Annotated in this window: 10 protein-coding genes; 9 read left to right on the top strand and 1 reads right to left on the bottom strand. The window is 63.8% G+C overall.

The genetic code is table 11. The features are described 5' to 3' along the window. The first annotated feature begins 165 nt into the window (after nucleotides 1-165). The 7 genes from FXF68_RS06150 to FXF68_RS06120 all read left to right on the top strand — a co-directional run bounded on the left by FXF68_RS06150 (nucleotide 166) and on the right by FXF68_RS06120 (nucleotide 10,618). The gene (locus FXF68_RS06150) at nucleotides 166-1,683 is read left to right on the top strand and encodes a type I restriction-modification system subunit M (protein WP_148757877.1); all 1,518 of its coding nucleotides are present in this window, start codon (nucleotides 166-168) and stop codon (nucleotides 1,681-1,683) included. Then, the gene (locus FXF68_RS06145) at nucleotides 1,680-2,873 is read left to right on the top strand and encodes a restriction endonuclease subunit S (RefSeq protein WP_148757876.1); all 1,194 of its coding nucleotides are present in this window, start codon (nucleotides 1,680-1,682) and stop codon (nucleotides 2,871-2,873) included. The genes FXF68_RS06150 and FXF68_RS06145 overlap by 4 nt, the downstream gene beginning before the upstream one ends. A 30-nt stretch (nucleotides 2,874-2,903) precedes the next feature. Further along, the gene (locus FXF68_RS06140; RefSeq protein WP_148757875.1) at nucleotides 2,904-6,332 is read left to right on the top strand and encodes a DEAD/DEAH box helicase family protein; all 3,429 of its coding nucleotides are present in this window, start codon (nucleotides 2,904-2,906) and stop codon (nucleotides 6,330-6,332) included. Between the two features lie 411 nt (nucleotides 6,333-6,743). Continuing rightward, complete coding sequence (locus tag FXF68_RS06135; RefSeq protein WP_148757874.1) at nucleotides 6,744-8,318, top strand: serine/threonine-protein kinase; 1,575 nt, start codon at nucleotides 6,744-6,746, stop codon at nucleotides 8,316-8,318. Nucleotides 8,319-8,403: 85 nt separating this feature from the next. After that, nucleotides 8,404-9,165: a hypothetical protein gene (locus FXF68_RS06130; RefSeq protein WP_148757873.1), complete on the top strand. Its 762-nt coding sequence runs from the start codon at nucleotides 8,404-8,406 to the stop codon at nucleotides 9,163-9,165. Nucleotides 9,166-9,288: 123 nt separating this feature from the next. Then, nucleotides 9,289-9,825 (top strand): peptidoglycan-binding domain-containing protein, encoded by a 537-nt coding sequence (locus FXF68_RS06125; RefSeq protein WP_187437751.1) that lies wholly within the window; start codon nucleotides 9,289-9,291, stop codon nucleotides 9,823-9,825. A gap of 175 nt (nucleotides 9,826-10,000) precedes the next feature. Continuing rightward, nucleotides 10,001-10,618 carry a TetR/AcrR family transcriptional regulator gene (locus FXF68_RS06120; RefSeq protein ID WP_246178348.1) on the top strand — a complete coding sequence of 206 codons (618 nt, stop codon included), beginning with the start codon at nucleotides 10,001-10,003 and terminating at the stop codon, nucleotides 10,616-10,618. A gap of 4 nt (nucleotides 10,619-10,622) precedes the next feature. On the opposite strand, the gene FXF68_RS06115 is transcribed toward FXF68_RS06120, so the two are convergent. Then, nucleotides 10,623-11,330, bottom strand: a complete 708-nt coding sequence (locus FXF68_RS06115; RefSeq protein ID WP_148757871.1) for an MBL fold metallo-hydrolase — start codon at nucleotides 11,328-11,330, stop codon at nucleotides 10,623-10,625. A gap of 97 nt (nucleotides 11,331-11,427) precedes the next feature. Between FXF68_RS06115 and FXF68_RS06110 the strand changes: the two genes are divergently transcribed. Together FXF68_RS06110 and FXF68_RS06105 are read left to right on the top strand one after the other, a co-directional pair. Beyond that, nucleotides 11,428-12,006 carry a TetR/AcrR family transcriptional regulator gene (locus FXF68_RS06110; protein WP_148757870.1) on the top strand — a complete coding sequence of 193 codons (579 nt, stop codon included), beginning with the start codon at nucleotides 11,428-11,430 and terminating at the stop codon, nucleotides 12,004-12,006. Nucleotides 12,007-12,032: 26 nt separating this feature from the next. After that, a complete protein-coding gene (locus FXF68_RS06105; protein ID WP_148757869.1) occupies nucleotides 12,033-12,662 on the top strand; it encodes a LysE family translocator in 630 nt (209 codons plus the stop codon). The last annotated feature ends 47 nt before the right edge of the window (nucleotides 12,663-12,709 follow it).

Genomic DNA, 12,709 nt, shown 5'->3' with positions numbered 1-12,709 from the left:
GCTATAGGCACGACGAGTCTGGATGGCCCGGGGCATGGTATGCACGCGCCGTCCGCCGAGGTCGTCCGAACACCCGCGCACAGGGTGACATGCCCCTGCCGGACCACACTCCTGGCCTGCACGAATTAGGGAACATGCAAGGCCACGATGCACTAAGGTTCTGGCGTGATTACGGGTGAGCTGAAGAGCAAGATCGACCGCCTCTGGGATGCGTTCTGGTCGGGAGGGATCTCCAACCCCTTGGAGGTCATCGAACAGATCACCTACCTGATGTTCCTGCGCCGTCTGGAAGACATCCAGACCGGCAAGGAGCGCAAGGCTGGCCGTACGAACAAGCCAATCGAGAACCCGATCTACGACGAGGACAGTGAGGCGCACCGCTGGGCACGCCTGCGCGAACTCGATCCGGAAACCATGTTCACCATGATGGGCGAGGCTATCTTTCCCTGGCTGCGCCGTCTCGGCGGGGATGACTCCACATACGCCTATCACATGAAGGACGCCCGGTTCACCATCCCCACGCCGAACCTGCTGACCAAGGCCGTTGACCTTCTGGACGATATACCACTCGGCGAGGGCGACACCAAGGGTGATCTTTACGAGTACATGCTCAGTAAGATTGCCACCGCTGGACAGAACGGTCAGTTCCGTACACCTCGGCACATCATCCAGCTGATAGTCGAGATGATGAACCCAGGCCCACAGGACGAAGTTTGCGATCCCGCCTGCGGAACGGCCGGGTTCCTCGTGGCTGCCGCCGAATATGTCCAACGCGAACACGGCGATGCCCTGTTGGACGCCACTAGCCAGAAGCACTTCCACTCAAGCATGTTTCACGGCTTTGACTTCGACAGCACCATGCTGCGCATCGCCAGCATGAACATGCTCCTACACGGCATCGAGCAGCCAGACATCCGTTACCGCGACTCACTTGCCGAGAACGTCGCCGATGAAGCTGAGCAATACTCGCTGATCTTGGCAAATCCACCTTTCAAGGGCAGCCTCGACTACGAAACCACCGCTAAGGATCTGCAGCAGATCGTCAAAACCAGGAAGACTGAGCTGCTCTTCCTCGCACTTTTCCTCCGCCTGCTAAAGCCTGGTGGTCGCGCCGCAGTCATCGTCCCTGAGGGCGTCCTCTTCAGCTCCACTAAGGCGCACAAGGGTCTCCGTAGGCTCCTTGTTGAAGATCAGAAATTGGACGCCGTTGTCAAGCTTCCAAGCGGTGTTTTTAAGCCCTATTCTGGCGTCTCTACCGCCATTCTCTTCTTCACGAAGACCAATAGCGGAGACACGGACACTGTCTGGTTCTACGATATGATTGCGGACGGCTTCAGCCTGGATGACAAGCGAATTCCACTCATCGCTGAAGCCCAACTAGGTCCGACACCTAGTACGCCCTTGGCGGAAGTCGATCACACGAAAAATAATCTCCCGGATATCTTGGCTCGCTGGGACCGTCGCGCTGGCAGCGAACAACATCGCTCTCGCACTGAACAAAGCTTCTGCATCTCAAAGAGGGAAATAGCGGATCAGGATTACGACCTGAGCGTTAACCGTTACAAGGAGATTATTCACGAGGAGATCGAACATCGCCCACCTCTGGAGATTATCGAGGAACTAGAAGGCGTCGAGTCCGACATTCAGGAGAGCCTGTCGAACCTGAAAGGTATCTTGAAGTGACTTCGGATGTGGTCAGGCTTAACGAGGTCGCCCAAATAAATCCGTCCTTGGGTGGCAAGGTGCAGCCAAATGCGCCCGTTTCCTTTCTTGGCATGGCAGACTTGGATACGGAGACGGGAAAGACGACGAGCGGTGTCGATCGAAAATTTGGCGAAGTTGCGAAAGGTTACACCCAATTCGTCGACGGAGATCTCCTGCTCGCAAAAATCACCCCTTGTTTCGAAAACGGAAAAATAGCGCAGGCCGTCCTGCGGCATACGCTTGGTGCCGGGTCGACAGAGTTCCATGTCATCCGGCCGGACCGGTCGCGGCTAAACCATCGTTATCTTCTTCATTACCTGCGCCAGCCGCGAACTCGCGTCGCCGGGGAACGGCGGATGACGGGTAGCGCTGGTCAGCGTCGTGTGCCAGAGAATTTCGTTGCTAACCTCGAAATACCGCTTCTCCCTCTGATTGATCAGCAACGCATCGCTGCGGTGCTCGATCAAACGGACGCGCTGCGGGAGAGGCGGCGGGCCTCGATCACCCTCCTCGAAGAGTTGGCCCAGTCCATTTTCCTGGACATGTTCGGGGAGTTGACTGCAGGTTTCCCAACGGATAGTCTAGGAGAAAGGGCTGATATTCAAGGCGGCTTGCAGGTCACGGCAAAGCGCAGGAATAATCCACTGGAGCTTCCTTATCTACGTGTCGCCAACGTTTATCGTAACAGACTTGATCTGAGAGAGATCAAGGTAATGAGGGTTACGGAAAGAGAGTTGGCCAGGACGCACCTTGCTGCCGGGGACCTGCTTGTCGTTGAGGGGCATGGCAACCCCGATGAGATAGGCAGGGTAGCGGTTTGGGACGGTTCAATTGAGCCTTGTATCCATCAGAATCATCTGATCAGGGTACGGCTGGACGCATCGTCCTTGATCCCTGATTATGCGGCTGCCTATCTCAACTCCGCAGAGGGGCGCCGTTTTCTGCTCAGAGCGGCAAGCACTACCTCGGGACTCCACACGATCAGTACCTCCGATGTCCGGCACACCCCGATCAAAATTCCGCCACTCCGCCTTCAGCGCCTATATCAGAACCGAGTGAACGAATTGCGCTCGTTGCGCGCTCATCATGAGCGTCACCTTCGAGAACTGGATGACCTGTTTGAGTCGTTGCGGCAGCGGGCGTTTCGGGGGGAGCTGTGGCAGTATTGAGGCATCTGACCCATGGGGTAGGGGTGTCCTGTGAGCAACTTCGGGTTCCTCAAAGGCGAGTGGCCTGATCTTCATGACGAAGCCGTCCGGGCGGAGCGCCTAGCTAACGCTGATCCGCGGACCGCGTGCTTCTATGCGCGGCGGGCTCTCGAACTCACGGTCAACTGGCTGTATCGCGCCGACGGGACGCTGAAGCTTCCTTATCGCGGCGATCTTGCAGCGATGATCGCGGAACCGACGATGGTGAATCTGGTCGGTCCGGCCATCCGCACGAAGATGGACGTGATCCGGCGACAGGGGAACTCGGCCGTCCACCGGCCGGGGCCGGTGCGCGGGGGGGACGCTGTCCGGACGGTCGCCGAGTTGTTCCACGTTCTCTACTGGGTCGCTCGGCATTACTCCCGTGACATGGCACCGGCGCCCGCGTTGGAGTTCGACAAGTCGCTGATCCCCACTCCGGAACCCGCGGAAGTTCGGAAGAAGAAGCAGGCCGAGATCAAGGCGCTTGCCGAAAGATACGCGGAGCAGCAAGAGGAGCTCGTCAGGGAACGCCGCAGGACGCAGGATCTCGACCAGGAGGTCGCCAGGCTGCGCGCGGAGATCAAGGCCGCCAAGGCCGCGAACGCCATCCAACCGGACACACATGACTACGACGAGGCGGAGACCCGCGACCTCATCATCGACCTTCTTCTCAAGGAGGCGGGTTGGCAGCTCGACAAGAATGAGGACCGGGAGTACCCGGTCAGTGGGCTGCCGTCGAACTCTGGCACGGGCAGGATCGACTATGTCCTCTGGGACGACAACGGCAAGCCGCTCGGGCTGGTCGAGGCGAAGCGCACCACAAAGGACGCGACGACCGGCAAGCAGCAGGCCAAACTGTACGCCGACGCGCTTGAGCGGGAGTTCGACCAGCGTCCGGTCATCTTCTATACGAACGGATACCAGACCTTCATCTGGGATGACGCTACCTATCCGCCACGCGAAATCCAGGGCTTTTACACCAAGGATCAGTTGCGGACGCTGATCCAGCGACGTACCAGCCGACAAGCCCTCTCGGGCGTGGGCATCAACGATGAGATCGCGGGTCGCCACTACCAGAGCCGCGCCATTAGGCGCATCGCTGAAGCATTCGAGCGCGACAACCAGCGCGAGGCGCTTCTCGTCATGGCAACGGGCGCGGGTAAGACGCGCACGATCATCGCGCTCGTGGACCTGCTTCAGCGGGCTCACTGGATCAAGCGAGTTTTGTTCCTCGCGGACCGAAAGGCCCTTGTCACCCAGGCCACCAACGCCTTCAAAGCGCACCTTCCCAGCACGCCGACCGTGAACCTGACGACCGAGCGAAAAGAGGACGGCCGGGTCTACGTCTCCACCTATCCGACGATGATGGGCCTGATCAACGAGACGGACGGCGATCTTCGGAGGTTCGGCCCCGGCTACTTCGACCTCGTGGTCATCGACGAGGCGCACCGGTCCGTCTACCAGAAGTACGGCACGATCTTCGAATACTTCGACGCGCTCCTCGTCGGCCTAACCGCGACACCCAAGGACGAGATCGACCGTAACACCTACCGCCTTTTCAACCTGGAGGACGGCGTCCCGACCGATGACTACGGGCTGGACGAGGCTGTGTCCGAGGGCTATCTGGTCCCGCCGCGCACGGTGAACGTCCCGCTGAAGTTCCCGCAACGCGGCATCCGCTACGACGAACTGTCCGAGCAGGAGAAGGAGGCGTGGGACCTCCTCGACTGGGACGAGGACGACGGCACGCCCGACCAGGTCAGCGCCGACGACGTGAACCGGTTCCTGTTCAACAACGACACCATCGACAAGATGCTCCAGACGCTCATGGAGTATGGTGCCCCGGTCGAAGGCGGGGATCGGCTGGGCAAGACAATCATCTTCGCGCGAAGCAAGAAGCACGCCGAGTTCATCGTCAAGCGGTTCGACCTGTTGTACCCCGAGCACCGCGGCGATTTCGCCCGTGTGATTACCCACGATGCTGCCTATGCGCAAGACCTCATCGACAAGTTCTCGATGAAGAACTCGCCGCCGCACATCGCCGTCTCGGTCGACATGCTGGACACCGGTATCGACATTCCCGAGGTCGTCAACCTGGTGTTCGCCAAGCTCGTCCGGTCCAAGACGAAGTTCTGGCAGATGATCGGACGAGGCACCCGCCTGTGTCCTGACCTGTTTGGTCCCAACAATGACAAGCAGGGCTTTTTCGTCTTCGACCTGGGCCGCAACGTAGAGTTCTTCAACCAGGACATCGCCACGGCCGAAGGGCGCGTTCAGCCCTCCCTAAGCGAACGCCTGTTCCGGGAGCGCACAGAACTGCTCTATGGCCTGGACCTGCGGAACCCGATGCCGGAACCGTCCCCCGACTCGGACGCCACGCAGAGCGAGACCGGCTTGCGCCGGGATCTCGCCGCGCGCCTCCAGGAAGAGGTCTCGGGCATGAATCCGGGCAACGTCGAGGTGCGCCGCCGCCTGGAGCAGGTCGAGCGCTACCAGAACTCCGTGAACTGGCTGCAGATCACCGCCGAGAAGCGGGAGGAGATCACCGAGAACCTGGCCGGCCTGCCCACCGAGTTCCGCGATGACGAGAACGGTGAGGAGGCCAAACGGTTCGACCTACTCGCGCTCCGTCTCCAGCTCGCAGTCCTCAACGGCGACCCCGCTTACGACGCCCTGCGCGAACAGGTCCAGGAAATCGCCGAGGCGTTGCTCGACCCGACCACGGTGAACAACCCGGTTGTGGCCCGGGAGCGGGAACTGCTGTCGGACCTCACCATGGACGAGTGGTGGCAGGACGTGTCGCTGCCGATGCTGGAGCTGATGCGCCGCCGCGTGCGCGGCCTTGCCAAACTGATCCAGAAGACCAAGAAAGGCGTCCTCTACACTGACTTCAAAGACGAGTTGGGGGCACTCACCGAGGCAGAGCTCAAAGGCGTCTCGCTGGGCACCAACCGGACCCGGTTCGAGACCAAGGTTCGTACCTACCTGCGCAGCCACGAGGACGAGGTCTCGGTGCAGAAGCTACTGCGCAACCGTCAGCTCACACGTGTCGACATCATCCACTTCGAGGACGTCTTCATCGACTCCGGGTTCGGCACGCGCGACGACATCGCCCAAGTCAGTGAAGAGTACGGGAATCTCGGCCTTTTCCTCCGTTCCATCACCGGCCTGGACTACGAGGCCTCGACAGCCGCATTCGACCGCTTCCAAGCGGGGAAGACTTTCTCGGCCGCGCAGCTCGACTTTCTCCAACTCCTCGTCAGCTACGTGGCCAAGAACGGGTTCGTGGACATTGGCGATCTGTACGTTCCGCCATTCACCGGGAAGGCCCCTGGTGGTCCGGAAGACCTCTTCACGGAGGCCGAAGTGACGTCTATCCAGCATATCCTGGAGCACGTTAGATCTACCGCTGTTCCATCCGACTCGCAAGCAGGCTAGTGCAACCCTGTGCTTGGCGCGGTCTGGCAGTCAGAAGGCTATTACCAACTGAACGGACAACACGCCAGTACGGAATACTTGTCCGGTAGATCGGCTGCCAACGCGAGGCACTCTCGCATTCGGTGGTCGTGCCCGCCTCCGCTGGGCATTGCTGCTTGCCGATCAGTTGGGCGCTCGGGACCTTGATGTGTCGCGAATATGATCCTCCGGCAGTTGATCGTTTCGAGTTAACGAGCCGCTTTCGCTAGACATGTAATCATATATCCGCCTGCCATCATCCGAATCGGCATCTGAGCCCTCGTTGCTGATCATCCAGCCAGTCGCAGCACGCGCGTGAAGCGTGGGCACTCGGTGCGGGTGGATCTGGTGGAAAGTCTGAGGCGATCATCGTGGGGCGTGAATTATGAACTCATGAATGACGCGAAGGCGGCGACGGAGACGCCGGGAGACGCGGGTCGCCGCGTGCCGATGCGGCCCAGGTCGGACGTCGTCCCAGATGCCCACGTCCGGTCGCAGGTGCACGAAGCGGCCAGGGGTCGCCATGCTCGCCCCGGTCCCGGCCATTTATTGGGGGACCGGTACCAGTTGGTGGAACGGCTGGGCCAGGGCGGAATGGGCACTGTGTGGAAGGGCCGCGACCTGGTGATCGGCCGGGATGTCGCCGTCAAAGAACCCCGCCTGCCCAAGCACGTGCCCGACGAGGACAGGCACGCGGCGTTCGCGCGGTTGGAGCGCGAGGCACGTGCCGCCGCGCAGATCGATCACCCTTCGATCGTCCGCGTACACGACGTGGTGTCAGTGGACGATCAGCCCTGGATCATCATGGAGTTGATCCGCGGCCGGTCTCTGGCCGAAATTCTCGCCGAGGGCACACTGCCTCCGATGGAGGCCGCCAGAATCGCGCTGCCGGTCGTCGACGCGCTGGTCGCGACCCATGCCCGAAAGGTTCTGCATCGTGATGTTAAACCGGCGAACATCATGATCGAAGTGTCCGATCGCATCGTGCTCACCGATTTCGGTATCGCCAGCATCGAGGGCGAGAGGCCGCTGACGCAGGAGGGCACTCTGATCGGCTCGCCCGAGTACACCGCGCCGGAGCGCATACTCGGCCACCTGCCGGGACCCGCGTCGGACTTCTTCTCGCTCGGGGTGCTCCTTTACACGGCGATCGAGGGTTTCTCGCCCTTCCTCCGCCAGACGTGGCAGGCAACGCACCAAGCCGTCCTGCGAGCTGAACCGCCGCCTCCTTCACAAGCAGGCGCGCTCTCGGACCTCATCATGGCGCTGCTGAACAAGGAGCCGCACAGGCGACCGCCGAGCGACGAAATCATCTACGTCCTCGAAAAGGCCGCCAGCCCGCAAACCCTGCTGATAGGAGGCCAACGGCCGGACCAGAGCCAGACCAGCCCCATAAACAATCGCCGGAGCTGGAGACGGTCTGCGATCGCCGTGCTGACCGCGTCAGTCGTGACCGGGGCCGCCGTTGCCGCCGTGATGTGGCCCGGTGGCTCCGGGCAGACGGCGTCCAATGTCCCCCAAGGCTGGAAAGTGCATCACAAGCTCGGCGCCTCCATCGCCGTGCCGGGCAACTACAAAGCCCGCGACTTGTTCGACCACGGAGGCGGCGTGGTCTTCCAGACGGAAGAGGGCCAGGTGAACCGGGAGCTCATCCTCCTCCGCTGGGACCTGGCGGACGGTCCCCCGGAAGCGAGAGCCACCTACTGGTACCGGCAGTTCGCGAGCGAGCCCAAGTTCACCGACCGGCAGATCACGCTCTCCGACGCGGTGGTGAACGGCCGGAAAAGCAAGGTCCTCACCATGACCTACCGTCCCGAGGACGGAGGTCTCTGGCGCAAGAAGGAGGTGTACTACAACGCCGACGGGCAGCTCTGGAAACTCATCTTCGACTCGGCCATCACCAACGAGCAGGACACCGGCGGCGACGAGATCCTGGAAGCCGCCATGCGAACCTTCACCACCGACTAGAGGGCCGTCACCTTACTAAAGTGACGTCACCGGGTTGACCATCGACCGATGTGATGCCCGGGGCCTCTGATCCACAGTCTTAGGCGTGACCGAAGAAAAGAGCGACACCTGGTTTCCCGGCCCCGTCATCGGTGGCCTGGCTCTGATCGTCGGCCCTGTCGTGTGGCTGACGGGCATGCTGTTGCGGTATCTGGCATCACATTCCGTGACCCTGACTCCAGAGCAGGAGCGGGTGGCAGGGGACACCTTCGCCGCGGGCGGCCAATTGGCCGCCTACAACCACGATCCGACCTTCGTCACGGCCAGTTACGCGATGTTCGTCGCGGGTGCCTTGCTTTTGTGGCCCGCGATCTGCACATTGGCGCAGATCACCGCCACCAGGTCACCCCATCTCGCCCGCTGGGGCGGAATTCTCATCATCATGGGCCTGTTCGCCCGGCTGTACTACGCCGGTGTGGACCAGAGCGCCTTTGAACTGGCCAGAACTCAGGATTGGGAACACACGACCCGAACCGTCCTGGACAGGTACGTGGGATTGTCCTACGGCCCCTGGCGAATCCCGGTTACAGCCGCGTTCTGCCACTACGTGGGCGTCCTGCTGATGACCATCGCCGCGTTCCGATCACGCACGTTCGGTCTCGTCCGCAGCCTGCTGTTCCTGGCAGCGGGGGTGGTGTTCATGGGAGTACTCAAGGAGAGCACCGTCCTCGACGTCGTGGTGTCCAGCGGCCTGTGCCTGGTACTGGTGCCACTGGGCGTGCGGACACTCCGCCGCAACGTCCCAGCTCCGCTCGCCGACGCACGCCCTCCCGTGAAGCGCGGAGCGGCGCGAATTTTGAGCTGGTGACGGCGTGTTCCGCCGGAATGTTCGCGAATGACCGTGACCGGACAGCGGGGCGCCGTCTCCGAACCACCGCTGTCCGGCCGACCTCTCACCTGGCGTAACCCACCACACACCGGGGAGAAAAGGATGAACGTCACGCGGATCGCGGTCGCCGGGCTCGCCGCCGGGAGCATGGTTCTGGGCGGCGTGGTGCTGGCCTCGCCCGCCTCGGCCGACCCCGAGCCCACCTACAAGGGGCTCACCTGGCCGGTTCTCCGGCAGGGGCAGACGAGCGAGAACGTCCGGGCGCTGCAGTGGCTGCTCAACTGCCACGGCGACAAGGTCGCCGTGCCCTCGCACTTCGGCCCCAAGACCTACGCCGCGGTGCGCAGCTTCCAGTACAAGAACGGCAACAAGGTCGACGGCATCGTCGGCGCCTCCACCTGGCTCAGCCTCACCGGCAAGGGCGGGTTCTCCTACGGCGAGCGCAACGACTGCGTCAAGGGCCTGCAGGTGGCGCTCAACAAGTGGCGTTACAACGACGACCTGCCCATCACCGGCTACTTCGGCCCGCGCACCAGGACCAAGCTGAACAAGTTCCAGCGCGCCCACGCTCTTCCCGTCCACGCCTACGCCGACCCCAAGGACTGGAACAAGCTGGTCTCCACTCCCGCCGGCAAGTGACCCCGCCAGGGCCTTGCCGCCCGACGCGGTGACGGCCCCGTGGAAGGACGACCTGCTGCCCCGCCTGGCACTGGAGCGGCTCGGACGGAAGCAGCAGGTCGGTTGTAGCGCGGTTTGGGGAGAAAAGGCGGAAGAATGGGGGTTGTTGGCTGGCCGGGCGGTGCGGGAAGGCAGGGTGGCTTTGAGCGGCGAGGGGCGGTTCACCGTTACGCGGACGCTGAACAAGGATCAGCAGGCGCGGCGGGAGCGGCTGATCGAGTCCGCGCGCGAGCTGGCGCTGGAGGGCGGGTATCCGGCGGTCACCATGCACGACGTCGCGGACCGCGCCGGAGTCGCGCGCGCGACCGTCTACCGCTACTTCGCCACCAAGGACCATCTGCTCACCGAGGTGGCCGCCACCTGGGCTCACCGGGTCACGGGCGACGTCGACGCGCTCGCGGTCGGGGACACGCCGCTCGAACGGCTCACCGCGCTGCTGGAGCGGATCGTCCGTGTCGCGGCGGCGGAGCCGACCCTCACGTCCGCCATCATCCAGGCCGTGACCTCGGACGACTCCAGCGTGGACGAGCCCCGCAACGTCCTGTTCCTGTTCCTGCGGGAGCGGCTGTCGACGGCGATCGGGGAGCCGGTGCCGGAGCGGGACGACGTCGAGGTCGTCCTCGGGCACGTGCTGCTCGCCGCGCTGATCAGCCTCGCGTCGCTGCGGCAGCCGGTGGAGGAGGTCGCGACGATGGTCCGGACGGCCGGGCGGTTGGTGCTCGCCGGGGCTCTCGCCGCGCCCGCCGCGTCCTAGGGCCTCAGGCGTTCCGGACCGCTTCGCCCACCTTGGCCGGGGACGTGCGCCAGGGAGCGCCGTGTCCCGGGAGGACCCAGGACGCCGACAGCCCGGCGATCCGGTCGAGGGAGTCGAGCGCCTGCGCCGGGTCGTCGGTGAACGGCGCGGGTTGCGGGCCGCCGCGTCCGGTGAGGACGTGCCGCGTGGTCAGGGCGTCCCCGACGAACAGCGCGTCGGCGATCGGGACGTGCACCGCCACGCTTCCCGGCGAGTGCCCCGGCATGCCGACGATCACGGGGTTGCCGGGCAGGTCCAGGACGTCGCCGTCGCTGATCTCGGTGACCTCGCTGACGTAGCGGGGGCGCAGGGCGTTCTTGCGGATGGAGTAGCCGAAGAAACCGAGCGTCGGACCGAGCCGCATGGGTCCGAACGCGACCTTGGGCTTCTCGCCCGTGCGCGTGCGGACGGCGTCGGCCGCGTGCACGAACACCGGGACTCCGTGTTCGCTCCGGAGGCGTTCCGCGAAGCCGATGTGGTCGGAGTCGCCGTGGGTCAGGACGAGCCCGCGGATGTCGTCGGCGGTCTTGCCCAGGGAGCGGAGTTCGTCCTGCAGATCCCGCCAGTGGCCGGGCAGTCCCGCGTCGACGAGCGTGATGCCCTCGGGAGTGTCGATGAGGTAGCACGCCACGATGTCGTTGCCGAGGCGGTGCAGATGCGGTGCGAGCTTCATGGGGCTTCCTACCTGTGACCTTGGCGGAGATGGTGATAGCTAAGATAATTAGCTATGATGGCTACGTCAAATAGCCTTCGTTCTGAGAGGACGAGCGATGCCGACCCCCGAGAAGACCTCGCTCGACCGGATCGTCGCCGCGGGACGCGAGCTGCTGGAGGCGGGCGGGCAGCGGCGGCTGACGATGCAGGCCGTCGCCGAGAAGGTGGGAGTGCGCGCCCCGTCCCTCTACAAGCACGTCGAGAACCGCGCGGCGCTGCTGGCCGCCGTCGCCGAGGCGACCATCGACGACCTGGGCGCGCGGCTGGCGGCGTCCGACGGGTCGCTGGAAGGGCTGGTGCGCGCCTACCGGGAGTTCGCACGGTCCTGGCCGGAGGGGTTTCGGCTGATGTTTTCCGCGGACGCGCCGTCCGAGGCCCTGGCCCGTGCCTCCGGCCCGGTGCTGCACGCTTCAAGGGAACTCGTCGGCGAACACGAGGCGCTTGAGGCCGCCCGCCTGGTGACGGCCTGGGCCACCGGCTTCATCGAGATGGAGCTCATCGGCGCCTTCCGGCTCGGAGGTGATGTCGACCGTGCCTTCGAATACGGCCTGTCCGGCATACGCCGTGCCCTGACGGACGGTCGCTCGCCTGAGATTGGTCCATGGTCTAGTGGGATGATTGGACCTGGTGGGTAGGCCATTGCGGATCTAGTGTCCGGGCCGTGACTAACCCTCTGCTGTTCTTGCTGGCCGCGTTGACGCTGGTCGCCATACCCGGACCGAACCATCTCTACATCACCACCCGCAGCATCGGGGAGGGACGGCGTGCCGGGGTCGCGTCGGCGCTCGGTGTCGAGACGGGGACGCTGGTCCATATCGCCGCGGCGGCGGCCGGGTTGTCGGCGGTCGTCGCCGCGTCCGCCACCGCGTTCGGCGTGCTGCGTTATGCGGGCGCCGCGTACCTGGTGTTCCTCGCCTACCGGACGTTGCGCGGCAGGGACGAGTTCGACGGGCCCGTACTCAAGCCGCAGCCGTTGCGGCGTGTGTATCTGGACGGCATGCTGGTGAACGTCCTGAACCCGAAGGTCGTGCTGTTCTTCCTGGCGTTCCTGCCGCAGTTCGTCGACCGGGACGCGGGCGCCGTCCCCTTGCAGATCGCCGTGATGGGCGTCGTCCTCGCGCTGATCGGCCTGGTCAGCGACATCGTGTACGCGGTCGCGGCCGGGTCGATCGGGGCGTGGCTGCGGGCCCGTCCCGTGTTCCGGCGGCGGCAGCGGTACGCGACCGGGCTCGTCTACCTGGGGCTCGGCGCCGCCGCCGTGTTCGCCGGGCCCGCCACCCGCCGTTCCTAGTCTCTCCATCAATCGTTTGACCGGGATGTGGTCGACCGCCTAGCGTG

This window comes from Actinomadura decatromicini (genome assembly GCF_008121305.1).
GTDB lineage: Bacteria > Actinomycetota > Actinomycetes > Streptosporangiales > Streptosporangiaceae > Spirillospora > Spirillospora syzygii.
The sequence above is the reverse complement of the archived record's forward strand: the minus strand, read 5'-3'. Positions and strand labels throughout refer to the sequence as shown.